We start from the raw sequence: 26,057 nt of genomic DNA, 5'->3' as shown, positions 1-26,057 counted from the left end.
TACTTAACCGGCCGTCCTATCGGCCGACGGCGGGACAGGGCAAGGGGTCCGCGTCACCCTTCTCGCCTGGTCGGTCTGGGCTGATCTGCCAGTGTCTGTGGCCTTGCCGTGGGCGGTTTGGGTCCGCTCAGCCAGTCATCGAGCGTCTGAGGGCGGGCGAAGTGGGCGGCGCTGGGCGGCTCTTCGTCGCTTGTCCCCAGGCCCGTCTCCCGTGCCTCGGCTTCGCCGGCGTCGTCGTTCCCCGCAGCTGCATCCCCATCTTCTGCGACCGGCTCGCTGATCGCATCCGACTCGGCGGTCCGGTTGTCCCCGCTGCCCTCGGCCGGCCTGCTGTCCTGCTCGGCCGGGGCCGGTACGTCCCCGGGCCTCTGCGGCCGGGGCCCACTGAGCCACTCGTCAAGCGTCTGCGGTCGCCGGTTGACGACCGGCATGGCGCTGACGGGCGCGGCGGCACCGCTCAACCAGTCGTCCAAGGTCTGCGGCCGCCTCGGCTCATTCCCGTCCGCGAGAGCGACCTCGGTGGGCTCGGCCACGAGGGGCTCGACGGGCTTGGCGGGCTCGATTGGCTTGACGGGCTCCACGGGCTCGATGGGCTCGACGGCATTGGCCTGGCCGCTGGTGACGGACTGCTTGCCGGCGGCGGGCTCTTCAGCGGTATCAGCCTGATCCGCCTCAGTGCGTGCTTCCGCGCCACCCGGTTCAGCAGGCCGGGACAGCCAGCCGAAGCCACCCGGTACGGGCGCAGTCAGATTGGCGAGCCGAGGATCCGTCCGCCAGGCGAACGGATCCGGCACCACAGCCGCTTCCGATTCGGCATCGTCCGGTTCCGCCTCGACAGTCGTATCCGACTCCGGCTCGTCAAGCTTCGCCTCGACCACCGGGGAAGCCTCCGGCTCCGAGCCGGCCACCTCAACCGAAGGCGCTTCCGCGACCGTCTCGGCGGCGAGATGTTCAGTGGTCGGCCTTGCGCTCTCCGGCTCATCCTCGTCCGCGTCGACGGCCGGCGACTCGGCGTCATCCGCCTCCGAATCGGGCTGCTCGACCTCAGCCACGTCAGAAGTCGCAGCCTCGACATCGGCCGGCTCGGGTTCCGGCGCAGTCTCCATCGCGGCAGGCTCGTCGCCGCTGGGCTGGTCGTCAACGCTGGCCTGGTCGTCAACGCTGGGCTGGTCGTCAGCGCTGGCCTGGGCGTCGCTGCTGGGCTGGTCTTCAATGCCGGGCTGGTCTTCAACGCTGGCCCGGTCGTCGCCGCTGGGCTGGTCGTCAACGCTGGCCTGGGCGTCGCCGCTGGGCTGGTCGTCAACGCTGGCCCGGTCTTCAACGACGGGCTGGTCGTCGACTCCGGGCTGGTCGTCGCGGTCGGGCGCCGGGTCGTGCTGGGTGGTGTCCGCAGGTAGTGCCGGCAGGTCGCCGTGGGCGGCCTCCGCTCCTGCCGCGAGGGTTGCCTCTACTTCGGCCCAGATGGATTCGCTGTCCACCGGCTCGGGGGCCGGGGTATCAGCCAGGGTCCGGGCCTCGGCAAAGAGCGGGGTCGCGGCGGCATCAGGTTCGGAGACGAGTGGGGTCGCGGCGGCATCAGGCTCGGAGACGAGTGGGGCCGAGGTGGCATCAGGCTCGGAGGCGGGCGCTTCATCGAGGGTGTCCGCCGCATCGGTGGCGACCTCGTCCTCGGCTGCCGGCGGCTCACCCTCGGCTGCCGGCGGCTCGGCGTCGTCGTCAGAGGAGTCCGCGGCGATCTTGATCGTTTTACCACCGTATTCGGTAGAGAAAGGCTCAAGATCTGCTGCGGGAGCCTTGATCGCGACTTCCGCTGCGGCGTCCGGCTCGGGGGACTGCTCGGCTGCGGGCGGAAGGACTTCCGGGGACGAGGGGAGTGCCGGGAGAGCGAGGGTCTCGTGGGCGCCGGAGAAGAGGGCCTCGCCGGACGAAGGGACCTCGCTGGACGAAGGGGCCTCGCTGGACGAGTGGGCCTCGCTGGACGAAGGGGCCTCGCTGGACGAGTGGGCCTCGCTGGACGAGTGGGCCTCGCTGGACGAGTGGGCCTCGCCGGACGAGTGGGCCTCGCCGGACGAGGGAGCCTCGCCGGACGAAGGGGCCTCGTTGGACGAGTGGACCTCGCTGGACGGCAGGGCCTTGCTGGAGGACGAGGTGGCGTCGGACGGCGGGACGGTGGGGAGGAGGGCTGTGTCGTCCGGGGTGGGCATGGCGGCTCCTCGCTCCTTCTCGGCCAGGTAGTCGAGCACGTCCTCGTAGTCCAGGACGACCGTGTTGTTGTCGCTGTACGGGAGGGCTGAGGTGGGTCGTACGCCGGCCAGCGCCGCGGGCAGGGCGTCGGCGCTGCCGCTGGTCAGGGCGGCGACCGTCACCGAATGGCGGCCGCTCAACGCGTGGCGCGGGCCCTGTTCGGCGGCGTGGCGGGCGATGACCGCCCCGGCGGAGGCAGAAGCCGAGTCGGAGGCGGAAGAAGAGGCAGAAGAAGAGGCGGCAGCGGCGTGCTCGGCCAGGCCGGCGCGCTCCTGCAGGCGGCGTAGCGGGCCGGGCGCCCACCAGGCGGCGTCGCCGAAGAGGGCGAGGACGGCGGGGACCAGCAGCATCCGGACCACGGTGGCGTCCAGCAGCAGGGCGACGATCATGCCGATGCCGACGAAGCGCATCGTGGTGACCGCGGAGAGGGCGAAGGCGCCGGTCACCACGATCAGCAGGAGGGCGGCGGCGCTGATGACACGGCCGGTACGGGTCAGGCCGATGGTCACCGCTTCACGGGTGGAGGCGCCGTTCACCCGGGCCTCGACCATGCGGGACAGCAGGAACACTTCGTAGTCGGTGGAGAGTCCGAAAACGACCGCTGCCATCAGGACGACGATGCCGGCTTCCAGCGGGGCCGGGGTGACGTTCAGCAGGCCGGCGCCGTGGCCGTCCTGGAAGATCCAGATCAGGATGCCGAACGTGGCGGTGAGGCTGAGGGCGCTCATCGCGACCGCCTTGATCGGCAGCAGGATCGAGCCGAACGCCAGGAACATGAGGATCAGCGTGGCCCCGGCCAGCAGGCCGATCATCAGGGGCAGCTTGGCGGCGATGGCGGCGATGCTGTCGACGTTGCGGGCGGTGGGGCCGCCGACCAGGACTTCGGCGCCGGGCGGTACGGGCAGGGCGCGGATGTCGGCGACGACCTGCCGGGCGTCGGCGCCGAACGGGTCGGAGATGCCGAGCGCGGCGTTGAGCACCACGATGTCCTCGGAGGCGCCGGTGGTGGAGACGCCGGCAACCCCGGAAACCTTACCGACCGAATCCGAGAAGTCGGCGATGTCCGAGACGCCTCGCACGACCACCTGCACGCCGTCGCTGCTGAACTGCGGGTAGTCCGCCTTCAGTGTCTCGATGGCGACCCGGGACGGATCACCGGCCGGCAGCACCCGCTCGTCGTTCTCGCCGAACCGCACCCCGCCGATCGGCAGCGCCAGCAGCAGCAATCCGGCCAGGATCGGCACGGCGAAGAGCAGCGGGCGGCGCAGTACGACCCCGGCCAGGCGCCCCCAGCCGTCCCGGCCGGACCGGAGGACGGGGAGGCGGACGGGCAGCTTGTCGACCCGGGGCCCGAGGATCGCCAGGATCGCGGGCAGCAGGGTCAGGGAGAGGAGCATGGCGAGGAAGACAGCGGCCAGCCCGCCGTACGCCAGAGATTTGAGGAATCCCTGGGGGAACAGCAGCAACCCGGCGAGGGCGGTCATCAGGAGCGTGGCGGAGAAGAGCACCGTGCGACCGGCGGTGGCGACGGTCCGCCGCACGGCTTCGGACGTCGTCGTGACGGCCTGTTCCTCCCGGAACCGCCCGACCATGAACAACCCGTAGTCGATGGCCATGCCGAGCCCGAGCAGGCTGGCGACGTTGACGGCGAACGAGTTGACCTCATGGCTGAGCGCGACGGCGTGCAGCACCCCGAGCGATCCGAGCACCGCGGCGCCGCCGACCAGGACGGGCAGGGATGCCGCGACCAGGGAGCCGAAGATGAACAGCAGCAGCACCAGGACGATCGGCAGCGAGATCATCTCGGCGAGCACGAGGTCGGAGGAGGAGCGTTCGTTGGAGGCGTGCGCGAGTGGCACTTCGCCGGCGAGCTGGAGATGCGCGCCCGGCACGCTCAGAAGGTCCGAGATCTCCGCGTACGACCGCAGCTTCTCCGCGTCATCGTCGCCGGCCAGGGTCATGACGGCGACAGCGCTCGAACCGTCAGCTGCGGCGTACGAAGGATCGCCTTTGTCCCAATAAGAGACCGTGAAGGTGACATCTGACTGCGGCAGGGCTGACAACCTGGCCGTGATCCGCTTCGTCAGAGGCGCGTCGGAGATCTCGCCCTGATCCGGCGTGTAGATGGCGATGACGTCGCCGCTCTGCCCGCCCAGCGCGGACGCGACCACCTCGGCGGACCGCGCCGACTCGCTGTCCGGGTCGCTGTAACCGCCCTCGGTGAGCCGATCGAACACGCCGAGGCCCCACACGCCCGCGCCGAGCACCGCGACGAGCGCGATCACCAGCACCGGCCACCTCAGGCGAGCGACCCTCGATCCCCAGCCCGCGAACACGAGAATCACCTTCCAGAAGGAGACGGAAAGCAGGTCAGCGAAGGGTTGCGGCCTGCAGGGAGACACCGCCACAGTCCCCGTCGAAGGACTCTTCGGTGATCCACTTGAGGGAGATCTTGCCAGTACCCGATGCGGTGTAGCTCACCGTGTAGGCGGCGGTCTTCATCGAATCCCCGGTCTGCTCCCAGCTGTCGGTCACCGCCTTGCCGCCGGTGCTGAGGCTGACCTGGAGCTTTCCGCGTCCGGCGAGCACGCCGACGTAGAGCCGCAGGGTGCTGTCGCGGGTCCCGGCCGGCGCGGAGAGGGTGAAGCCGCCGCCGTCGTCGCAGGCCTGGACGCCGCTGGTCACGCCCTTGCCGGTGGCGAGCGGGCTGCCACCGGTCCACCGGTAGCGTTCCGGGCTCTCGGTGTGCCGCCGCCGGTCCGCGCCCGGGGTGCCCTCGAGGATCGCGAAGCCGCCGTTCGCGTTGCGTTCCAGGGCGTAGGTGCCCTGCTCACCCCAGTGCACCCAGTCGATCGTGCCCTCCGCCGAGAGATCAACCCCTTCGTCCGGTACGGAGGACCGCTCGATCGCGATGGAGTCCACCGGAGTAGGGCTCACCGACGGCGACGGGCTGTCGAGGGGGATCGGCAGTTGGGCGACCGGATCGGACAACCCGTCGAAACCGGGTGCGGTGGCCGCCGGCTCCGGGTCGCCGCCGCGGGTCAGCACGACCAGGCCGAAGGCGACCACGGCCAGCACGCCGAGGAGGATCACGAGTCCCGGTGCGGCGTACTCGCGCCAGGATCGCTTCTCGTGGAGCAGCAGAGCGGAAACGTCCGGTTGGTGACGCGGAACCAGGCTCCGGCCAGGTTTTTCCGGTTGCGTCTGATCGGGCACGGGTCCTCCGGATCAGGCGTTCGAGAGGGGCGAGGGGCGATAAACGATCTCATCCCCTGGGGCGGGAGTGAAGAGTGGTCCTCGTCTCCGCCTTTATGGCTGATCAGCCGCATCGGCGATTCGGCCGAGGTTCGCCACGGCTTTGATCCCGTACCGAGTACCGTGTCCGAAGTTTCCGACAAGGTCAGGGGATCTCTGCGATGACTCAAACGCTCGACACCAAGCGCCGCGGCGGGGCGATCGCCGGTGTGCTGACCGCGGTGCTGGTCTTCGCGGTCCTCGCCGTCGTCGTCTTCTTCGTGAACCGCGACGACGACGAGCCGGACCAGGCAGCCGCCGCGCCCGCCGCCTCCGCGCCGGCCGACCCGCTCGCCGTCGAGCCCGAGGTCACCCCGGGCACCGGCACGCTGCAGAAGCTCACGATCACGGAGATCATCCCGGGCACCGGTCCGGCGGTCCAGGTGGGGCAGACCATCACCGTCAACTACAAGCTGATCTCGTACGCCACCGGCGAGCCGATCGACTCGTCCTGGACCGGCGGCGCGCCGTTCTCCACGACGATCGGCACCGGCCAGCTGATCAAGGGCTGGGATCAGGGCATCCCCGGCCAGAAGGTGGGCAGCCGGATCCAGCTGGACGTGCCGGCCGACCTCGCCTACGGCCCGGAGAAGGGCGACCTGCGTTTCGTGGTCGACATCCTCGACGCGAAGTAGCCCTCCGCGATCGCGGCTAGATCTCGCTCACCACGATGTCGAGCTGGCGCGGCCTGCCGGGCGCGGCGGGCCGCTCCTCGACGGTGAACTTGAGGTCGCGCATCGCACCGACCAGCTCGTCGACGGTCACCGGCGCGGCGCGCTCCTCGGCCAGCGCGCGGACCAGCCGCCCCTTCGTCGCCTTGTTGAAGTGGCTCACCACGGACCGCTTCGCCACCCCGCCGACGACGCGTTCGTGCAGCACCCGGACCTGCGCGCTCTGCTCCCCGGGCGCCCACATCGCCACATAGGCGCCGGATCGCAGATCCAGCACGGGTCCGGGCAGGGAATCCAGCGCGGGCTTCAAGGCCTTCTTCCAGTACGCCGTGAGCCCGCCGATCGGCGGCAGCGCGACGCCGATCGAGCACCGGTAGGCGGGGATCCGGTCGCCGAGGCCCACGACGCCCCACAGGCCGGAGAAGACCACGGCGGTGGCGTGCAGCCACTCCTGCGACTCCACCGCCAGGCTCGCCGGGTCGAGGGCCTCGTAGAGCACGCCCGTGTAGATCTCGGAGGCGGGCGCGGCCGGCGCGGTGAGCAGCGCGGCGTTGCGGGCCACCTCGTCCCGCTGACCGGCGCTGAGTCCGAGAACGTTCAGTGAGTCGATCACGGAGCGTTCGCTGGTGCGCTTGCAGAGCGCGACGAGACGGTTCAGCACGCGGGTGCGCGCGGCGGCCAGTTCGGGCAGCAGGAGACCGGCCGGGTCGACCGGCGCGCCCTCGGTCGCGGTCGTCTTGCCCTCGGACGGCGGCAGCAGGATCAGCACGCCGCGAGGTTATCCGGCCCCGGGTGCGGCTCAGTCGTCCGGGCGGTTGGCCACGGCGTCCGCCACACTCGGGTAGACGCCGAGGCGGTCCGCCAGCCCCACCGTGTTCAGCAGGCGCTCGAGGAACTCGGACGGCGCGGCGATCCGCAGCCATCCGCCCGCCGCCCGGGCCCGGTTATGCCCGGTCACGAACGTGGACAGCCCGATCGAGTCGCAGAAGTCCACCCCGGACAGGTCGACCACGACCCGGGGCTCGGGTCTCGACAGCGCCTCGTCGAGGCAGCCCGCCAGCGACGGGGCGCTGTCCAGGTCCAGGTTGCCGCGCACCGCCAGGACGACGGCGTCTGGTCTCTCCTCCACGGAAACATTCACGCGTCTCTTCTGCCCACAATGTGACTGCGAGTCACATCGGTTGCGGCGGGTAAGTGCAGGAGCGCGGCTCGATACGATTCCGCACAGGTCCACGCTCCTGAGGAGGCCGCGATGTCCACCCACCCCCGCGCCGGCAAGCCCGCCGAACCGGCCGATCTGATCGACGTGCCGAAAGTCGTGTCGCGGTACTACACCGAGCACCCGGATCCGTCCCAGGCGGGCCAGCGCGTCGCGTTCGGCACGTCCGGGCACCGGGGCTCCAGCCTGCGCACCGCGTTCACCGAGGACCACATCGCCGCCACCAGCCAGGCCATCGTCGAGTACCGCAAGGCGCAGGGCACCGACGGCCCGCTCTTCCTGGGCCGCGACACGCACGCGCTGAGCGAGCCCGCGATGATCACCGCGCTCGAGGTGTTCGCCGCGAACGACGTGACCACGCTGATCGACAGCCGGGACGGGTACACGCCCACGCCGGCGTTGTCGCACGCGATCCTCACCTACAACCGGACCCGGGTCCGCAACGACGGGCTGGCCGACGGCGTCGTGGTCACCCCTTCCCACAACCCGCCGGACGACGGCGGCTTCAAGTACAACCCGCCGAACGGCGGACCGGCCGACACCGACGCCACCAAGTGGATCCAGGACCGGGCGAACGAGCTGATCGCGGACGGGCTCAAGGGCGTCCGCCGGATCAGCGCGGTCCGGGCCCGCGAGTCGGCGACCGTCTCCGGCTACGACTACCTGGCCACCTACGTCGACGACCTGCCCAGCGTGATCGACATCGAGGCGATCCGGCGGGCCGGTGTCCGGATCGGCGCCGATCCGCTCGGTGGCGCGAGTGTGGCGTACTGGGGCGAGATCGCCGACCGGCACGGGCTGGACCTGACCGTGGTCAATCCCACCGTGGATCCCCGCTTCGGATTCATGACGCTCGACTGGGACGGCAAGATCCGGATGGACTGCTCCTCCCCGTACGCCATGGCGTCGCTGATCGCCCAGAAGGACCGGTTCCAGATCGCCACCGGCAACGACGCCGACGCCGATCGGCACGGCATCGTCACCCCCGACGGCGGCCTGATGAACCCGAACCACTACCTCGCCGTCGCGATCGGCTACCTGTTCCGGGCCCGCACCGACTGGCCCGCGAGCGCCGGGATCGGCAAGACCCTGGTCTCGTCCTCGATGATCGACCGGGTCGCCGCGGACCTGGGCCGCCGCCTCGACGAGGTGCCGGTCGGCTTCAAGTGGTTCGTGCCGGGCCTGCTGGACGCCTCGATCGGCTTCGGTGGCGAGGAGAGCGCCGGGGCGTCGTTCCTGCGCCGCGACGGCAGCGTGTGGAGCACCGACAAGGACGGCATCCTGCTCGACCTGCTCGCCTCCGAGATCATCGCGACGACGGAGAAGACGCCGAGCGAGCACTACCGGGAGCTGACCGCGCGGTTCGGCGAGCCGGCGTACGCCCGGATCGACGCGCCCGCCACCCGCGAGCAGAAGGCCGTCCTCGGCAAGCTGTCGCCGGAGCAGGTGACCGCGAAGGAGCTCGCCGGCGAGAAGATCACCAGCGTGCTGACCAGCGCCCCGGGCAACGGCGCGGCGATCGGCGGCCTCAAGGTGGTGACCGAGTCCGGCTGGTTCGCGGCCCGCCCCTCCGGCACCGAGGACGTCTACAAGATCTACGCCGAGTCGTTCCACGGCCCGGACCACCTCGCCCGCATCCAGGAGGAGGCCCGCGGGGTCGTCTCCGCGGCGCTGAACGGTTAGGACCCGTCCTGCCGACCGACGTGCGGCCAGACGACTCCGGGACCTCGCCTCGCACTCGCGAGGCCGGCCGGACGGGCCCTGGAACTCAGGTTCCGATGGTTCCCGCCGACTGGTATGCCGCAAGCTTGGGCTACCAGTCGGCGAGGAGCAGCAGGACACCGTGATGGCACCCGTGGGCAAGCGAGCCGGTGGGCTCGCTCCGGTCGTCGTGGCCGTGGCCGCGATCGCCGCGGTGCTGGTGTGGCTGGTGGTCCGGCACGAGTCGGATGTGTTCCTCGGCTACGCGGGCGGGCCGATCGCGCTGGCCGGCGCGGTCGTCGCCGGTCGGGGGGTCGCGCGCCAGGGCGGGCTGCCCCGGCCGATCCGCGGATTCTGGCGCCGCCTGCAGTGGGCCTCGATCTGCCTCTTCGTGGCCTCGTGCGTCTCGCTGGCCCGGGCCAACAACAACACCGGGCTGTCCCTGCAGACCGCGGTGCCGATGGCGTTCGGCGTCCTGCTGCTGATGTCGGCCTTCCTGGGTCTCCCCGGGCCGCGGCGGACCGCCTCCGGCTGGGTCCGGGCGCTGCTCGACGGCGCCACGGTGGCCGTGGCCAGCGCGCTCATCTTCTGGTACGTCGTGCTCGACCTCGCACCGGCCGGGACGTCCCTGGTCACCCGGACCGCCGCCGCGGTGATCGGCGTCGGCTGCGTGCTGCTGCTCGTCGTGATCGGCAAGGCGGCGGCCCGCCCGGAGACCATGGTCGACCCGTTCGCGCTGCGCGTCATGACCGTGGTGCCGGTCGTCGCGGTGCTCGGCACCATGCTGCTGATCGCGGGCGACGACCGGAGCCGGCTCGCCCTCTCGGTCCTGGCCCTGCCCCTGATCGGGGCCGCCGTGTGCGTCGCCGCCCTGCTGCAGCGGCACGCGCTGGCCGGCGAGCCGCGCCCCGCGCTCGCCCACCGCTCGCTGTTCAACCTGCTGCCGTTCCTCGCCGTCACCGCCACCGCCGCCCTGGTCGTCTCGGTCAGCGCCCAAGACATGACCGGCCGGCAGCGTGCCGTGATCATCGGCGCCGTGCTGATCACCGGGTTCGTGGTCGCCCGCCAGCTGCTCAGCCTCCGCGAGAACACCGTCGCGCTGCGGGGCATCCGCCGTCAGCAGGCCGAACTCGAACGGCTCGCGCTCAGCGACAGCCTCACCGGCCTGCCGAACCGGACCCGCTTCGGCGTCGCCCTCGGCGAACGCCTGGACGCCGGCCTGCCGGCCACCGCGCTGCTCATCGACGTCGACGACTTCAAGATGATCAACGACACGCTCGGCCCGGCCGCCGGCGACCAGCTGCTCTACCAGGTCGCGCAGCGGCTCCGCGAGCAGTGCGCGGCCGGCGAGATGGCGGCCCGGCTCGGCGGCGACGAGTTCGCCGTGCTGCTGCCGATCGACGACCCGGACGCGGCCGAGGACGCCGCCGGCCGGCTGCTGCGCGCCCTCGCCGAACCGTTCGACCTCGCCGACCAGCACCTGCTGCTGCACGCCAGCGCCGGCATCGCGATCGCCGGGCCCGGCGACACCGCCGACGAGGTGCTGCGCAACGCCGACATCGCGATGTACGCGGCGAAGGAGTCCGGCAAGGCGTCCTGGGCCCGGTTCCAGCCGCAGATGCGCCAGGACGTGGTCAGCCACGCCCGGGTCGCCGGCGAGCTGCGCAACGCCATCCTGCACGGCGAGCTGCGCCTGCTCTACCAGCCGGTCTTCGACCTGGTCACCGGGGGGCTGGCCGGCGCCGAGGCGCTGGTCCGCTGGCAGCACCCGGAGCGCGGTTTCGTCTCGCCGGCCGAGTTCATCCCGGTCGCTGAACGCTCCGGCCTGATCGTGCCGCTCGGCTCCTGGGTGCTGCGCGAGGCCTGCGAGCAGCTGGCCCGCTGGCGCGCCGAGCACGGCGACGGCGCGATCGAGGCGGTGAACGTCAACGTGGCGGTCCGCCAGCTGCGCGAGGCCGGGTTCGTCGACGAGGTCGCCGCGGTGCTCAGCGACACCGGCCTGACGCCGCGCAACGTGATCCTCGAGGTCACCGAGTCGTCGGTGGTCGACGGCCGGCAGGTCCGGGAGACCCTGGAGGCGCTGCACGAGATGGGCGTGCGGCTCGCGCTCGACGACTTCGGCACCGGCCAGTCGTCGCTGAGCCTGCTGCGGGAGTTCCCGGTCGACGTGCTCAAGCTGGACAAGTCGTTCGTCGACGGCATCGCCGACGGCGAGGACCGGGGACGGCTCGCGGTGGCCGGCGCGGTCGCGCAGCTCGCCGAGCACCTGCAGCTCAAGGCGGTCGCCGAGGGGATCGAGAGCCGGGCGCAGGTGGATCGGCTGCGCAACCTCGGTTACCGGTACGGCCAGGGCTTCTTCATGGCGAAACCGCTGCCGGCCGCCGAGTGCGGCGCGCTGATGGCCACCGATCCGGTGAAGGCCGCCTGAAACTCCCTGGACCTCGACCCGCCTTGAGGTCGTAGGTTAGCGGGCATGACCGCCATCCAGGGCCACGTGAAGACCTTCTATCAGATCCTCGCCAACACCCTGCTGGTGTCGGTCATGAACTTCACCGTCTGGTTCGCCGTCACGTTCTGGGTCTACCTGCAGACCCGCTCGGTCTTCGCCACCGGCGTCATCTCCGGCGTCTTCCTGGTGCTGACCGCGGCCACCGGCATCTGGTTCGGCAGCGTCGTCGACGGTCACCGCAAGAAGACCGCGCTGCAGGGGTCGGCGGCGGCGTCGCTGCTCTTCTACGCCGCCGCCTTCGCCGTCTACCTGGTGACCCCGGCCGACGACTTCCACGACCCGGCGAGCATCGCGCTCTGGGCACTGATCCTGCTGCTGATGTGCGGCGTGATCGCCGGCAACATCCGGACCATCGCGCTGCCCACCCTCGTCACCCTGCTGATCGAGGAGAACACCCGGGACCGGGCGAACGGGCTGGTCGGCACGGTCACCGGCACCACGTTCCTGACCACGTCGGTGATCAGCGGTGTCCTGGTCGCCTTCGACGGCATGCGCTCGGTCATCATCCTGGCGATGGCGGCGCTCGGCCTGGCGATCCTGCACCTGTCCTTCGTGACCATCCCGGAGCGGGTCGTCGAGCCGCACGCCGAGGAGCAGCGGGGCGGCGTCGACATCCGGGGCACGCTGCGGATCATCGCGGGAGTGCCGGGGCTGACCGCGCTGATCCTGTTCAGCATGTTCAACAACTTCCTCGGTGGCGTCTTCATGGCTCTGGCGGACGCCTACGGGCTGTCGCTGGTCTCCGTACAGAGCTGGGGTCTGCTCTGGGGTGTGCTCAGCACCGGCATGATCGTCGGCGGCATCGTGGTGTCCCGGACCGGCCTCGGCCGCCAGCCGGTGCGGCTGCTCCTGCTGATCAACGTGGCCCTCTGGACGATCATCATCGTCTTCCCGCTGCGCGCGTCGATCTGGTGGGTGGCCGTCGGCTTCTACCTGTACATGCTGCTCATGCCCTACGCCGAGGCCGCCGAGCAGACCATCCTGCAGAAGGTCGTGCCGTACGAGCGGCAGGGCCGCGTCTTCGGCCTCGCCCAGAGCGCCGAGCAGGCCGCCTCCCCGCTCACCGCGTTCCTGATCTCCCCGATCACCCAGTTCGTCTTCATCCCGTTCATGACCGACGGCTGGGGCGCGCGGGAGATCGGCCCGTGGTTCGGCACCGGGGCCGACCGGGGGATGGCCCTGGTCTTCGTCCTCACCGGCATCATCGGCGTCATCGCGACCCTCATCGCACTGGCGAGCCGGCCGTACCGCCGCCTGAACGACGCGACGGCGGCCGCCTCGTCGGAGACGGCCGCCGCACCGGCCTGATCTAGGCGCCGATCAGGCGTCGATCTCGTTGCGCTCGTCGGTCGCCCACAGCGTGTGGAACGCGCCCGGCTTGTCCACCCGCTGGTAGGTGTGCGCGCCGAAGAAGTCGCGCTGGCCCTGGATCAGCGCGGCCGGCAGGCGCTCGGCCCGCAGGCCGTCGTAGTAGGCCAGCGCCGACGAGAAGCCCGGCGACGGGATGCCCTGCTGCGCCGCCGTGACGACGACCCGGCGCCAGGCGTCCTGCGCGCCCGAGACGGCGTCCAGGAAGTATTCGTCGACGAGCAGCGTGGCCAGCTCCGGCTTCTTGTCGTACGCCTGCTTGATGAAGTCCAGGAACTTGGCCCGGATGATGCAGCCGGCCCGCCAGATCTTCGCCATCGCGCCCGGGTCGATCTCCCAGCCGTACTCCGCGCTGGCCGCCTGGATCTGCTGGAAGCCCTGCGCGTACGCCACGATCTTCGACGCGAACAGGGCCTGCTCCACATCGGCGACCAGATCGCCGTTGTGCACGCCGGCGTTCGACGCCGGGCCCGGCAGACCCGCCTGCGCGGCCGCGTCGCGGACGTCCGCCCCACCGGAGAGGGCACGGGCGAAGACCGACTCGGCGATGCCGGAGACCGGTACGCCGAGGTCGAGCGCGGCCTGCACGGTCCAGCGGCCGGTGCCCTTCTGCTCCGCGCGGTCCACCACCACGTCGACGAACGGCTTGCCGGTCGACGCGTCGGTCTGCTTCAGCACCTCGGCGGTGATCTCGATGAGGTACGAGCCGAGCCGGCCCTCGTTCCAGCCCTGGAACACCTCGGCGATCTCGGCCGGGGTGTGGCCGCCGACCTGGCGCAGCAGGTCGTACGCCTCGGCGATGAGCTGCATGTCGGCGTACTCGATGCCGTTGTGCACCATCTTCACGAAGTGACCGGCGCCGTCCGGGCCCACGTGCACGCAGCACGGCTCGCCGTCGACCTTCGCCGAGATGTCCTCCAGCAACGGGCCGAGAGCCTCGTAGGACTCCTTCGAACCGCCCGGCATGATGCTCGGGCCGTGCAGCGCGCCCTCCTCGCCACCGGACACGCCGGTGCCGACGAAGTGCAGGCCCTTCGCCTTGAGCGCGGCCTCCCGGCGGCGGGTGTCCGCGAAGTGCGCGTTGCCCGCGTCGATCAGCATGTCGCCCTCTTCGAGCAGCGGGGCGAACTCGTCGATCACGGCGTCCGTGGCCGGGCCGGCCTTGACCATGATGACCACGCGGCGGGGGCGTTCCAGGCTCGCGACGAACTGCTCGGCGGTCTCGGCCGGAAGGAACGTGCCCTCGTGGCCGAACTCCTCGACCAGCTCCTTGGTACGGCCGTAGGACCGGTTGTGCACCGCCACGGTGTGACCGTGCCGGGCGAAGTTGCGGGCCAGGTTACGGCCCATCACCGCCAGGCCGGTGACTCCGATCTGCGCTTTCTGCGACATCACTCAGTCCTTCCTCGTTACCTGCCCGTTACGGGCCCCGCGGTCATTCTTACGGGATACCGGCCACCGGAGTTCGATCGCGTCCACGTGTTGAGCAGGACTCTCAGTTCACGGCCAGGATGACCGATGCCTACCTCGTGACCCGAATTCTCGGCGTGGTCGTCTATCTCGGTGTGACGGGTGCGCTGACGGCTGCCATGCCGGCCGCCTCACCGGAGGGGCGCCATCTGCTCATGGTGCTGGCGTCGCTGATCGCCGCCGTTCCGGTGCTCGTCGTCATTCCGGGGCGGGCGCGGGCGGAGCGGTTGCCGTACATCCTCCTCGCTTGTGGTCTCGGCCTGCTGATCGTGATCAATGTGGCGGCCTGGCGCGCGGGCCGGGACCTGGCCGCCTCGGGAGATCTGCTGGTCGCCATCAGCCACCTGTTCCTGCTGGCCGCGGCGCTGATGCTGGTGCTGCGGCGAGGGCACAACGACATCGGCGGGCTGATCGACGCGAGCGTAGTGGCGATCGTGGTGGCCGCGCTGACCTGGACCGCGCTGCTGCAGCCCGGCCTGACCGCGGCGCGTATCGACACCGGGCGGCAGACCACGCTGCTCGCGACCGTCCTGCTGCTGGCCGGTCTGCTCGGCGCGCTGGTACGGCTGGTGGCGCTGGCCCCGGACCGGCCGCTGTCGCTGGTGCTGCTCGTCGTCGCGGTGGTGTTCGACCTGGCCGGCACGACGGTCGCGGTGACCGCCACCGGCGCCATCACCACGCCGTCGTCGTCGGCGGGCGGCGAGACGCTCTTCATGATCTGCTACCTGCTGGTCGGCCTGGCGATGGCGGTGCCCAGCGCGGCCCGGCTCGCCCAGCCGGGGCCGGTGCGCGAGGAGCGTCCGTTCCGGATCCGGGTGGTGTTCCTGACGGTCGCGGTCACCGTCGTGCCGCTGGTGTCGGCGGTCCGCGAGTTCGTCGGCGTGCGCGGCGACACCGCGCTGCTGACCGTCGGCAACCTGCTGATCGTGGTGCTGGTGGCGATCCGGGTGGCGCGGCTCGCCGAGCAGCGGGAGATCGCCGAGGCCCGGATGCGGCACCAGGCCACCCACGATCTGCTGACCGGGCTGCCGAACCGGGCCGAGCTGTGGAACCGCCTGGACGCCGTCCTGGCCGGTGAATCCCGTGTGGTGCTGCTCTTCTGCGACCTCAACGGGTTCAAGGCGGTGAACGACAGGCTCGGCCACCTGGCCGGCGACCGGCTGCTCACCGAGGTCGCGGCCCGGCTGCGGGCCGGTCTGCTGCCCGGCGAGACAGCGGCCCGGTACGGCGGCGACGAGTTCGTGCTGATCTCCACCCGGGACGGCGCCGAGGACCGGCTGACAGGCCATGTCCGCGCCGCCGTGGCGGAGCCGATCCTGATCGCGGGGGAGAAGGTGCGCGTCGGCGCCAGCGTCGGCGTGATCCGCTCGGACGGGACCCTGGACGCCGACGAACTCATCCGGCGGGCCGATGAGGCCATGTACCGGGAGAAGGCGGCCGGCCGCGCGGCGTGATGTCTCCGCCCGCCCGGCGGGGTGGCGTCGGCCGGGATCGGGGCGGCGGTACGCTTCCTGCCATGCCGCGCCGGATACCTGAGCCCGCAGGACTCGGCTGACGTGCGCCGCGGGGAGATCTGGACCATCGGCGACCGTGCCGACCTGCGATACCGCGTGCTCGTGCTCTCCGGCGACTCCTACAACGAACGCAGCAACGCGTCACCGTTCTGCGCGCCGATCGTGCGCCAGCGCGGGGTGACCGAGCTGCCGCCGTACGCGGTGGCCCTCACCGAGCAGGATCCGATCACCGGTGTCGTGGTGATAAACCGCATGCGGCGTCTGCCGGCATCGACCGGCGCCGAGCGGATCGGCATGGTGACCGGCGCGAGCATGGCCCGGTTGACCGAGGCGATGCGCACCCTGTTCGAACTGGACTAGTCCATTCAGGGCATTCCCGGCCCTTGACGTCGTGTCCACTCCCCGAACGCCCGACGCCCGACCGGGTGACCCGTGCGGTGCGATGCCGCAGGCAGGAGGCCTGCCCGGATGATCGGGGGATGCGGCGCGGGCGCGGCCTGGCGTAAGCAGGAACCCAGAGCGGGCGGGGAGGTCGCTGGTGGGTTCTCAGGCGTATGCGCAGGCGTTGAGCGCCCTGCGCCCGGACGAGTCGTCGGCATCGGCGCCGATGCGCGTCGAGCGGGCGGTCGGGCTCCTCGCCGGACGGGCGCGGTGCCGGCTCACCGAGGCGCACCGGCACCTGTTGCGGATGGCGGACGCGCAGCGCTGCGACGTGGCGGAGATGGCGGGCCGGGTGATCCAGTTGCTGGACACCGTTCAGGAGCAGACCGACCTCCCGGAGATGATCGCCACGCTGGGCCGCTCCGAGGACCTGCGGCCGCGGACCACGCCGTGGCTCACCACCGTGCAGGGTGTCCTCGACGCCCTGCACGGCATGTCCGGCTACTTCGTGCCCGAGCGTGACGACGACGGCCGGCTGATCGACCTGGTCTGGGCCGCGGCCAGCCCGGGCGCGTTCACCCCGGACGGCCGGCACGGCTCGCAGCTGCTCGGGATGCCGGTGAGCCGGCACTACCCGCGGCTGACCGCCGCCGAGCGCTGTGAGGCCTACCAGCGGGTGCTCGACACCGGCGAGCCGGCCGCGCTCGGGCCGCTGCGCGTCGGCGACAACGAGTACACGGTGCGCGCCCGGCCGCTCGGCCCGGGCCTGCTGCTGGCCTGGGACCGCCGGGACAACCCGGGCCGGGAACGCGACCGCCTCGACGGCATGGAGGAGCTCGGCAAGCTCGGCTGGGGCGAGTGGGACCTGGTGAGCGGGGAGATCTACTGGTCGCCGCAGATCTACCGGATCTACGAACGGGAGCCGTCGCTCGGCCCGATCAGCCAGGAGGAGGCGGAGCTGATCGCGGTCGCCGACGACCAGCCGCTGCGGTTCGCCGCGCTGGACGCGTTCCGCTGCGCCGAGCGCGTCGACCTGATCACCCGGGTGCGGATCGGCGGGCGGGTCAAGCACCTGCGGACGGTCGCCGACGCGGTCCGCGACGCCGACGGGCGGCCGCTGCGCCTCTACGGCATCGTGCAGGACGTCACCGACCAGCAGGCCGGCGCGGAGCGGCTCGCCGAGGTGGAGCACCAGCTCGACGAGCAGCGGCGCACCCTGGCGGCCGAGCACGAGTTCGCGGCCCTGCTCCAGCGGATCATCCTGCCGATCCCGGAGGAGCCGATCGAACTGCCCGGCCTCAAGGCGGCGGTCCGCTACCTGCCGGCGGCCGGGGACGTGGCGGTCGGCGGCGACTGGTACCACGCGGCAGCGCTGCGGGACGGCTCGGTGCTGCTCGCGGTCGGCGACGTGGCCGGGCACGGCACCCCGGCGGCGACGACGATGGCGCAGCTGCGGCACGCCCTGCGGGCCCTCTCGGTGATCACCGGTGATCCGGCCGCGCTGCTCGGGCACCTGAACCGGCTCACCTGCGAGCTGGAGCTGCAGACACCCGAGGTCACCTCGACCGCGGTGATCGCCCGGTACGACCCGGCGCGGCGGGAGCTGGTCTGGGCGCAGGCCGGTCACCCGCCGCCGATGCTCAACCGGGCCGGCCGCACCCGGACGCTGTCCCGGCCGCAGGGGCACATCCTCGGCGTGGTGGACGGGGCGACGTACACGAACGCGGTCACCTGCTTCCTCCCCGGCGACGTGCTGCTGCTCTACACCGACGGCCTGGTCGAGCACCGCGGCAAGAGCCTGGACACCGGGCTGGACGCGGTGATGGCCACCGTCGACGAGGCGGTCCGGGCCGCGCCGCTGCGCCCGCTCGCCGAGCTGGTGGCCCGGTTACGGCGGGCGAACCCGGACGACGACACCTGCATCCTCGCGGCCCGGCCTCTGCCGGGACCGTCGTCCCCTGAAGTCGGACGTATAGGGCAACTCGCCAGGGGTACCGCCACAGGATGATCCGGTACGGGGACGAAGTCGCGTCGATGGCCCGGCCGTTGCGTGACCCCGGCGACCTGGAGATCCTGCTGGACCGGGCGGCCGGCGCACGGGTCGTCCAGATCGGCGAGGCCACCCACGGCACGCACGAGTTCTACGCCTGGCGGGCCGCGCTGACCCGGCGGCTGATCGAGGAGCGCGGTTTCTCGTTCGTCGCGGTCGAGGGCGACTGGCCGGACTGCGAGCGGGTGGACGCCGCGGTGCGGTGCGCGCCCGGTGCTCCCGAGGATCCGCGGTCGGCGCTGGTCCGGTACGACAGGTGGCCGACGTGGATGTGGGCGAACGAGGAGACCGTCGACTTCACCCGATGGCTGCGGGACTTGAACGCGCGGCGGCCTCCGGAGGACCGGGCGGGGTTCCACGGTCTCGACGTCTATTCGCTGTGGCAGTCGATGCGGGAGATCCTCACCTGGCTCCGGGAACACGAGCCGGACCTGGTTCCGGTGGCGCTCGATGCGTACAGGTGCTTCGAGCCGTACGCCGAAGATCCGAATTCGTATGGCTGGGCCACCCAGTTCGTCGGCGCCACCTGCGAGGACAAGGTGGTCCGGATGCTCAGCGAGCTGAGGGAGCGCGACTTCGGGGTGTGGCAGAGCGCCGAGGTGGTCGCCGGTGCGGAGGGCTACTACCGGACGATGGTGCGCGGCGGGCCGGATTCCTGGAACATCCGCGACCGGCACATGGACGAGACCCTCGACCGCCTTCTGACCCGGTACGGCCCGGCGTCGAAGGCCGTGGTCTGGGCGCACAACACCCATGTGGGGGACGCCCGGGCGACTGATCAGGCCCGGTACGGCGAGGTCACTCTCGGACAGCTGGCCCGGGAGCGGTTCGGTGACGACGAGGTGCTGCTGGTGGGCTTCGGCACGTACCGGGGAACTGTGGTGGCCGCACCCGCCTGGGGTGACCACATGGAGGTGATGGCCGTCCCGGAGGCGCGGCCGGACTCCCTCGAGGACGTGCTGCACGCCGCCGCGCCATCGAACGCCCTCTTCGTCTTTCCCGCCGATCCTTCTCCTCTGCTGGCGGCCGAAACCGCACATCGCGCCGTCGGGGTGGTCTACCAGGCGCATAGGGAGCGCTGGGCCAACTACGTGCCGACGATCCTCGGCGCCCGGTACGACGCTTTCCTCTGGTTCGACGAGACGCACGCCCTGCGGCCCCTGCACACGCTGCGGGTGAACGCGCGCGAGCCGGAGACGTTCCCGAGCGGTGTCTAGATAAAGATCGTCTTAAATGGATCTTCGCTTTGCCGCAACCGCCGATTCCATATCGGATGGGTGGCCGGATATCTGTGTCCCGGAATACGGATCCGTCCGGCAGTGATCGGTTTTAGTCTGTGCCCCTCGCGATCATTCTTACCGGAGAGGTGCACATGAGATTCGTGTTCCGCGTGCTGTCGGCGATGATCTTCGCCGTCGCCGGCACGGTCGCCACGGCCGCCCAGCCAGCGTCGGCGGCGTCATTGCCCGGGTTCGTGCTGTCATCCACGGCCGTCAACCTCCCGGCCGAACTGACGCCGCTCGCGACAGGCCGCCGCATTCAATACGTCAGCACCGGACTGACCGGAAACCTCATCACCGCGACCGGTTTGATCCTCACGCCGAAATCCGGCAAGAAGAACAAGACCGTCGCCTGGGCTCATGGCACCACCGGACTCGCCGACCAGTGCGCGCCCTCGGCGAATTACGGTGTCTTCTGGCCGGAGGCGCGGGCGGCGGTCGCCGAACTGCTCTCCCGCGGGTGGACGGTCGCCGCGCCGGATTACCCCGGATTGGGTACGCCGCAAGCCCACCCTTATCTCATCGGCAACAGTGAGGGCCGCTCGCTGATCGACAGCGTCAAGGCCGCCCGCAATCTCGACGCGGCGCTGTCCCCGCAATACGCGGTGGACGGGCACTCCCAGGGCGGGCAGGGTGCGATCTTCGCCAGTCAATTGGCTCCGTCGTACGACGGGACGCTCGTCCTGAAGGGCACTGCCAGCATCGCGCCGGTCTCGAACACGCAGTACATCATTCCGTACATCGCCGGCACGCCGAACCAGGGTTACCTGGTGATGGCCCTCTACGGCGTCAACGCCGTCGAGCCGACGTTCAACCCGTACACCGTCCTGGCCGCCCCGGCCGAGGCGAAGCTCGGGGTGCTCAACACCGGCTGCCTCAACGAGATCCTGGCGACCTACCGCGACTTCACCGCTGCGGAGCTGGTGAACGGCGGCACCGTGCCCACCGCCGTGGTGACCAAGATGGCCGGCTACGAGAATCCGGCGCAGACGGCCCCGAGCGCCCCGGTCCTGATCGTCCACGGGGAGGACGACGAGGCCGTGCCGTACTTCCTGTCGACCGACTACCTGGTTCCGCAGATCCAGGCGTACGGCGTGCCGGTCACCTTCCTCGGCCTGCCGGGCGCGGACCACGAGGAGGCGGTGTTCGAGTCGACGGAGTACGTCGCCGACTGGATCGCCGCGCGGTTCGCCTGACTTCGTCATCCGCGTGTGCTCACTGGGGCCGGTGTTCCCGCCGGGGCCAGTGAGCACACGGCAAGCGTCCGGAGTAGGCCACGCACTGCCCGATCGCGTCCTACGGTGAGGTTGTGAGCTCGGTACAGCGGTGGTCCCTGGCGGACCTCAGCGTCAAGGTGAAGATTCTGGGTGCGGTCGCCGTGGCCGGCATCGTGGCGCTCGTCGTGGGCATCGGCGGCCTGATGTCGCTGAGCGAGACCGCCGACAAGGCGAACATGATCTACGAGAGCAACGTGGCGAGCATCAAGGCGGTCGGCCAGATCAAGGCAGCCGTGATGCAGACCCGCTCGGACGTCGCCAACCAGGCGCTCTCGCCCGACGCCGCGTCGGTGAAGACGTTCACCGACGCCTTCACCGCTGACCTCACCGTCTTCTCCGACGCGATGACGGCCTATCGCGACAGCAATCCGGCCGGTGACCCGGACACCATCGACCACCTCCAGGCGCAGTGGGACGCCTACGCCGATCTGGCGGAGAACACGCTGCTGCCGCTCGGCGCCGCGAACAAGCTGGACGAGTGGTCGAACGTCCGGGACACCAAGACCATCCCGATCCTGAAGACGATCTACGCCGACGTGGCCGAGCTGGACGCCACCGAGACCGCCGACGCCGCGAAGAACGCCGAAGCCGCCCGGACCAGCTACGAGAACAGCCGGCTCATCCAGATCGTCCTGATGGCCGGTGGACTGGCGCTCGCCCTCGGCATGGGCTTCTACGTCGCGACCAAGATCGTCGGTTCGATCGCCGCGGTCCAGAAGGTCTGCGAGGCGCTCGAAGCCGGCGACCTCACCCAGCGGACCGGCCTCACCGGCAACGACGAGACCGGCAGGATGGGCCGCTCGCTGGACGCCGCCACCGCGTCCCTGCGCGACGCCGTCGCCACCATCGAGGGCTCCGCCGCCTCGCTGGCCGGTGCCAGCGAGGAGATGACCAGCACCGCCGCGCAGATCGCCCACTCGGCGATGGAAGCCTCCGAACAGTCGGCGAACGTCTCCAGCGCCGCCGAGCAGATCTCCCGCAGCGTCGACACCGTCTCGGCCGGCGGCGAGGAGATGGGCGCGTCCATCCGGGAGATCTCGCACAACGCCAGCGAGGCCGCCCAGGTGGCCGCCGAGGCCGTCACCCTCGCGTCGTCCACGTCGAGCACGATGAACAAACTCGGCGACTCCTCCGCCGAGATCGGCAACGTCATCAAGACGATCACCTCGATCGCCGAGCAGACCAACCTGCTCGCCCTGAACGCGACGATCGAGGCGGCCCGCGCCGGTGACGCCGGCAAGGGCTTCGCGGTCGTCGCGTCCGAGGTGAAGGACCTGGCCCAGGAGACCGCCCGCGCCACCGAGGACATCTCCCGCAGGGTCGAGGCCATCCAGGCCGACACCGAGGGCGCTGTCGCCGCCATCGAGAAGATCTCCGAGGTGATCGCCCGGATCAGCGACTTCCAGACGACGATCGCGTCCGCGGTCGAGGAGCAGACGGCGACGACGGCCGAGATGAACCGCAGCGTCTCCGAGGCGGCGTCCGGGACCGGCGACATCTCCCGCAGCATCGTCGGGGTCGCTCAGGCAGCGCAGAACACCAGCCAGGGCGTGGGGGAGACGCAGCAGGCGATCGCCGAGCTGGCCCGGATGTCGACCGAGTTGAACACGCTGGTGTCCCGTTTCCGGATTTAAAAGGCGTATCGGACTTTTATGTACGGTGCCCTCTCCGTGATCAGGTCGGTGAGCGCGTTCACGTAGTGGTGTTTGCTGCCGGTGCGATAGCGGACGTTCAGGTCGCCGTTCTGCGACCGTTTGACCTGCTGCAGATCGGGCCGCCAGATCAGTTCCTCGGCTTTCGGATGCCAGCCCAGATTGATCTCGTGCAGGTTGCGGTTGTGCGTGAGGAAGATGATCTCGGCGGCCAGTTGTTCCTTCGCCTTCACGCCGATTCCGGCGTCCAGCTCGCCGAGCAGATCACGCCAATCGTCGAGCCATCCGTCGCGGACCACGACCGGGCTGAAATTGACGTGCACCTCATAGCCGGCCTCCACGAAATCGTCGATCGCGGCGATCCGCTCGGCGATCGGGCTGGTCCGGATGTCGAGGACCTTCGCGTCCGCCTGCGGCATCAGGGAGAAGCGGATCCGGGTCCGATTCCGCGGATCCCAGTCGAGCAGGTCGCGATTGACGTGCTTCGTGGCGAAACTGGCCTTCGCGGTGGGTCGGCCGCGGAAGAGCGTGACCAGATCGCGGACGTTGTCGCTGATCCTCGCATCCAGGGAACAGTCCGAGTTCTCGCCGATGTCGTACACCCAGGCCACCGGATCGCATGCGTTCGGCTCCGGCTTCACGCCCTGCCGTTTCACATGCCGGTCCAGATAGCCGGTGATGCGTTCGATGTTGGCGAAGACCGTGATCGGATTGCTGTAGCCCTTGTGCCGCGGGACGTAACAGTAGGCGCACGCCATCGCGCAGCCGTTCGCCGTGGACGGGGCGATGAAATCGGCGGACCGCCCGTTCGGCCGGGCCGTCATCGTCTTCTTCACGCCGAGGACGAGCGCCTCCCGCTTGATCCGCACCCAGCGCCGCACGTTCGTCTCGTCGCCGTAGAGCTCCGGGATCCGCTGATGACTCTCCACCTCGACGATCGTGGCCTCGGGGTAGCGGCTCAGCACCTCCTGCCCACGAGGCAGCTCAGCAGCGGCCGGTTCCAGATAGATGCGCCGGATGTCCAGAATCTCCCCCACCCCTCGATTGTCCGTCGTCCGTTCCCGAGGCACTCGCATCTCCCACCGGCCAGTCCCAGATCACCTGCCCGCTGTGACTCGTGGCTGTCGAAGGCCTCGCCGAACAGCAATGAGCCACAGCCGCGCGCGTTCGGCTGTGGCTCAGTGCTGTATCCGGGCCGTGAGGTCAGCAATGAGTCACAGCCGGTGGGCCCCGACGGACGCGAGCACGGGTGGTGCGGCCGCCACTGAACCCGAGTGCGGTCAGCAGCGGCCCACCCGATACACCGCTCAATATCGGCAGCGCAAAACGGTCAGGCTGTGCCGGACCACGTTCACCTGGGTGCCTGACCGAGCGGTCCGGCGGCGGCCGGCCAGCAGCGGGTCGGCGGTGTTCGCGACGACCTCCCAGGTACGGCCGTAGTCGCGGCCGGGCAGGGTGAAGGCGAGATCCTCGTCGAGCGGGTTGAAGAGCAGCAGGAACGAGTCGTCCTTGATCTCCTCGCCGAGGGCGTCGCGCTCCGGGATGCCGTGACCGTTCAGGAACACGGTCATCGTCATGCCGCCGCGGGTGTGCCAGTCCTCGTCGGTCATGATCTCGCCGTCGCGGCGCAGCCAGGCGATGTCCGGCAGCTTCGAGTCTCCGGCCGGCTCGCCGGTGAAGAAGCGACGGCGGCGGAAGATCGGGTGCTGGGCCCGGAGGGCGAGCAGCCGGCGTACGAATCCGGTCAGCACGTCGAAGTTGCGCGAATCCTGCCAGTCGACCCACGAGATGGGCCCGTCCTGGCAGTAGACGTTGTTGTTGCCCTGCTGGGTGCGGCCGAGCTCATCGCCGTGGGCGATCATCGGCACGCCCTGGCTGAGCAGCAGCGTCGTCAGGAAGTTGCGCTTCTGGCGTTCGCGGAGCATCACCACGTCGGCGTCGTCGGTGGGTCCTTCGACACCGCAGTTCCACGATCGGTTGTGACTCTCGCCGTCCCGGTTGCCCTCGCCGTTGGCGTCGTTGTGCTTCTCGTTGTACGAGACCAGGTCGTTGAGCGTGAACCCGTCGTGGGCCGTCACGAAGTTGATCGACGCGATGGGCCGGCGGCCGTCGTCCTGGTAGAGGTCGGAGCTGCCGGTGAAGCGGGACGCGAACTCGCCGAGGCTGGACGGCTCGCCGCGCCAGAAGTCGCGGACCGAGTCGCGGTACTTGCCGTTCCACTCGGTCCAGTTCGGCGGGAAGCCACCGACCTGGTAACCGCCGTCGCCGACGTCCCACGGCTCGGCGATCAGCTTCACCTGCGAGACCACCGGGTCCTGGTTGACCAGGTCGAAGAAGGCGGCGAGCCGGTCCACCTCGTGGAATTCGCGGGCGAGCGCGGCGGCCAGGTCGAACCGGAAGCCGTCGACGTGCATCTCGGTCACCCAGTACCGCAGCGAGTCCATGATGAGGCGCAGCGATTCGTGGTGACGGACGTTGAGGCTGTTCCCCGTACCCGTCGTGTCGTAGTAATACGACTTGTCCTGGTCGACCAAGCGGTAATAGGCCGGGTTGTCGATGCCCCGGAACGACAGCGTCGGCCCGAGGTGGTTGCCCTCGGCCGTGTGGTTGTAGACGACGTCCAGGATGACCTCGATGCCGGCCGCGTGCAGCGCCTTCACCATCGCCTTGAACTCCTGGACCTGACCGCCGACGCCGCCGAACGACGAGTAGCCGTTGTGCGGCGCGAAGAAGCCGATCGTGTTGTAACCCCAGTAGTTCGTGAGCCCCTTCTCGATCAGCCCGCTGTCGTGCACGAACTGGTGCACCGGCATGAGCTCGATCGCCGTGACGCCGAGACTCCGCAGATATTTGATCATCGCGGGGTGGGCGATGCCGGAGTAGGTGCCCTTCACGTCGTCCGGGATGTCCGGGTGCTGGACCGTCATCCCCTTCACGTGCGCCTCGTAGATCACCGTCTCCCACATCGGGATCTTCAACGGCTTGTCGTTGCCCCAGTCGAAGAACGGGTTGATCACCACGGACCGCGCGGCGAACGGCGCCGAGTCGGCGTCGTTGTACGAGTTCGGGTCGCCGAAGTTGTACGAGAACAGCGCCTGATCCCACCGGAAGTCGCCGTCGATCGCCTTCGCGTAGGGGTCGAGCAGCAGTTTCGAGGGGTTGCAGCGCAGACCCCGCGACGGGTCGTACGGCCCGTGCACCCGGTAGCCGTACCGCTGCCCGGGCACGACCCGTGGCAGGTATCCGTGCCACACCAGAGCTTCGCGTTCCGGCAGGTCGACCCGGGTCTCGTTGCCCTGCTCGTCGAAGAGGCACAGTTCGACGCGCGTCGCCGCCTCCGAGAAGATCGCGAAGTTGGTGCCGCCGCCGTCGTATGTCGCACCCAGCGGGTAAGGGTTGCCAGGCCAGATTTTCATGGCCCCAGACT

General features: G+C 70.3%; 17 protein-coding genes. 10 read left to right on the top strand and 7 right to left on the bottom strand.

Features of this window, described 5'->3' with window-relative positions; all coding sequences use genetic code 11:
- Positions 1–53 precede the first annotated feature (53 nt).
- Both EP757_RS44695 and EP757_RS35655 read right to left on the bottom strand, forming a co-directional pair.
- On the bottom strand, positions 54–4,535 hold the full coding sequence (locus tag EP757_RS44695; RefSeq protein ID WP_305031102.1) for an MMPL family transporter: 4,482 nt from the start codon (positions 4,533–4,535) through the stop codon (positions 54–56).
- A gap of 79 nt (positions 4,536–4,614) precedes the next feature.
- The gene (locus EP757_RS35655; protein WP_232050173.1) at positions 4,615–5,322 is read right to left on the bottom strand and encodes a hypothetical protein; all 708 of its coding nucleotides are present in this window, start codon (positions 5,320–5,322) and stop codon (positions 4,615–4,617) included.
- Between the two features lie 338 nt (positions 5,323–5,660).
- Between EP757_RS35655 and EP757_RS35650 the strand changes: the two genes are divergently transcribed.
- Positions 5,661–6,173 carry an FKBP-type peptidyl-prolyl cis-trans isomerase gene (locus EP757_RS35650; protein WP_127552772.1) on the top strand — a complete coding sequence of 171 codons (513 nt, stop codon included), beginning with the start codon at positions 5,661–5,663 and terminating at the stop codon, positions 6,171–6,173.
- Between the two features lie 16 nt (positions 6,174–6,189).
- On the opposite strand, the gene yaaA is transcribed toward EP757_RS35650, so the two are convergent.
- Both yaaA and EP757_RS35640 read right to left on the bottom strand, forming a co-directional pair.
- A complete protein-coding gene (yaaA, locus tag EP757_RS35645; protein ID WP_127552771.1) occupies positions 6,190–6,978 on the bottom strand; it encodes a peroxide stress protein YaaA in 789 nt (262 codons plus the stop codon).
- 30 nt (positions 6,979–7,008) lie between these two features.
- Positions 7,009–7,350, bottom strand: coding sequence for an STAS domain-containing protein (locus EP757_RS35640; protein WP_232050172.1), 342 nt, complete (start codon positions 7,348–7,350; stop codon positions 7,009–7,011).
- A 111-nt stretch (positions 7,351–7,461) separates the two neighbouring features.
- On the opposite strand from EP757_RS35640, the gene pgm reads away from it, so the two are divergent.
- From pgm to EP757_RS35625, 3 genes are all read left to right on the top strand, one after another.
- Positions 7,462–9,111 (top strand): phosphoglucomutase (alpha-D-glucose-1,6-bisphosphate-dependent), encoded by a 1,650-nt coding sequence (pgm, locus tag EP757_RS35635; RefSeq protein ID WP_127552770.1) that lies wholly within the window; start codon positions 7,462–7,464, stop codon positions 9,109–9,111.
- A gap of 163 nt (positions 9,112–9,274) precedes the next feature.
- Complete coding sequence (locus EP757_RS35630) at positions 9,275–11,557, top strand: bifunctional diguanylate cyclase/phosphodiesterase (protein ID WP_127554604.1); 2,283 nt, start codon at positions 9,275–9,277, stop codon at positions 11,555–11,557.
- Positions 11,558–11,602: 45 nt separating this feature from the next.
- The gene (locus EP757_RS35625) at positions 11,603–12,946 is read left to right on the top strand and encodes an MFS transporter (RefSeq protein WP_127552769.1); all 1,344 of its coding nucleotides are present in this window, start codon (positions 11,603–11,605) and stop codon (positions 12,944–12,946) included.
- Positions 12,947–12,958: 12 nt separating this feature from the next.
- Here EP757_RS35625 and gndA read toward each other — a convergent pair whose 3' ends face one another.
- The gene (gene gndA, locus EP757_RS35620; protein WP_127552768.1) at positions 12,959–14,398 is read right to left on the bottom strand and encodes an NADP-dependent phosphogluconate dehydrogenase; all 1,440 of its coding nucleotides are present in this window, start codon (positions 14,396–14,398) and stop codon (positions 12,959–12,961) included.
- A gap of 137 nt (positions 14,399–14,535) precedes the next feature.
- On the opposite strand from gndA, the gene EP757_RS35615 reads away from it, so the two are divergent.
- From EP757_RS35615 to EP757_RS35590, 6 genes are all read left to right on the top strand, one after another.
- Positions 14,536–15,930, top strand: coding sequence for a GGDEF domain-containing protein (locus EP757_RS35615; protein ID WP_160165987.1), 1,395 nt, complete (start codon positions 14,536–14,538; stop codon positions 15,928–15,930).
- 102 nt (positions 15,931–16,032) lie between these two features.
- Entirely contained in the window at positions 16,033–16,350 is a 318-nt protein-coding gene (locus EP757_RS35610; RefSeq protein WP_127552766.1) for a type II toxin-antitoxin system PemK/MazF family toxin, read from the top strand.
- Positions 16,351–16,528: 178 nt separating this feature from the next.
- Complete coding sequence (locus EP757_RS44255; protein WP_232050171.1) at positions 16,529–18,379, top strand: SpoIIE family protein phosphatase; 1,851 nt, start codon at positions 16,529–16,531, stop codon at positions 18,377–18,379.
- Positions 18,376–19,638 (top strand): erythromycin esterase family protein, encoded by a 1,263-nt coding sequence (locus EP757_RS35600; RefSeq protein WP_127552765.1) that lies wholly within the window; start codon positions 18,376–18,378, stop codon positions 19,636–19,638. Before EP757_RS44255 ends, EP757_RS35600 begins: the two co-directional genes overlap by 4 nt.
- A 155-nt stretch (positions 19,639–19,793) precedes the next feature.
- Complete coding sequence (locus tag EP757_RS35595; protein ID WP_127552764.1) at positions 19,794–20,897, top strand: alpha/beta hydrolase; 1,104 nt, start codon at positions 19,794–19,796, stop codon at positions 20,895–20,897.
- A 113-nt stretch (positions 20,898–21,010) separates the two neighbouring features.
- Positions 21,011–22,612: a methyl-accepting chemotaxis protein gene (locus EP757_RS35590; protein ID WP_232050170.1), complete on the top strand. Its 1,602-nt coding sequence runs from the start codon at positions 21,011–21,013 to the stop codon at positions 22,610–22,612.
- Here EP757_RS35590 and EP757_RS35585 read toward each other — a convergent pair.
- A complete protein-coding gene (locus EP757_RS35585; RefSeq protein ID WP_232050169.1) occupies positions 22,609–23,667 on the bottom strand; it encodes a spore photoproduct lyase family protein in 1,059 nt (352 codons plus the stop codon). The two genes, EP757_RS35590 and EP757_RS35585, sit on opposite strands and share 4 nt — an antisense overlap.
- A 270-nt stretch (positions 23,668–23,937) precedes the next feature.
- Positions 23,938–26,046 (bottom strand): glycogen debranching protein GlgX, encoded by a 2,109-nt coding sequence (gene glgX, locus EP757_RS35580; protein WP_127552761.1) that lies wholly within the window; start codon positions 26,044–26,046, stop codon positions 23,938–23,940.
- Positions 26,047–26,057 lie beyond the last annotated feature (11 nt).

It is taken from the genome of Actinoplanes sp. OR16, from assembly GCF_004001265.1.
GTDB lineage: Bacteria > Actinomycetota > Actinomycetes > Mycobacteriales > Micromonosporaceae > Actinoplanes.
The sequence above is the reverse complement of the archived record's forward strand: the minus strand, read 5'-3'. Positions and strand labels throughout refer to the sequence as shown.

Excerpts from the sequence above, each read along its gene's own strand:
- EP757_RS35650 (WP_127552772.1), top strand. The coding sequence starts at position 5,661 with ATGACTCAAACGCTCGACACCAAGCGCCGCGGCGGGGCGATCGCCGGT.
- pgm (WP_127552770.1), top strand. The coding sequence starts at position 7,462 with ATGTCCACCCACCCCCGCGCCGGCAAGCCCGCCGAACCGGCCGATCTG.
- EP757_RS35630 (WP_127554604.1), top strand. The coding sequence starts at position 9,275 with ATGGCACCCGTGGGCAAGCGAGCCGGTGGGCTCGCTCCGGTCGTCGTG.
- EP757_RS35625 (WP_127552769.1), top strand. The coding sequence starts at position 11,603 with ATGACCGCCATCCAGGGCCACGTGAAGACCTTCTATCAGATCCTCGCC.
- gndA (WP_127552768.1), bottom strand. The coding sequence starts at position 14,398 with ATGTCGCAGAAAGCGCAGATCGGAGTCACCGGCCTGGCGGTGATGGGC.
- EP757_RS35600 (WP_127552765.1), top strand. The coding sequence starts at position 18,376 with ATGATCCGGTACGGGGACGAAGTCGCGTCGATGGCCCGGCCGTTGCGT.
- EP757_RS35595 (WP_127552764.1), top strand. The coding sequence starts at position 19,794 with ATGAGATTCGTGTTCCGCGTGCTGTCGGCGATGATCTTCGCCGTCGCC.
- glgX (WP_127552761.1), bottom strand. The coding sequence starts at position 26,046 with ATGAAAATCTGGCCTGGCAACCCTTACCCGCTGGGTGCGACATACGAC.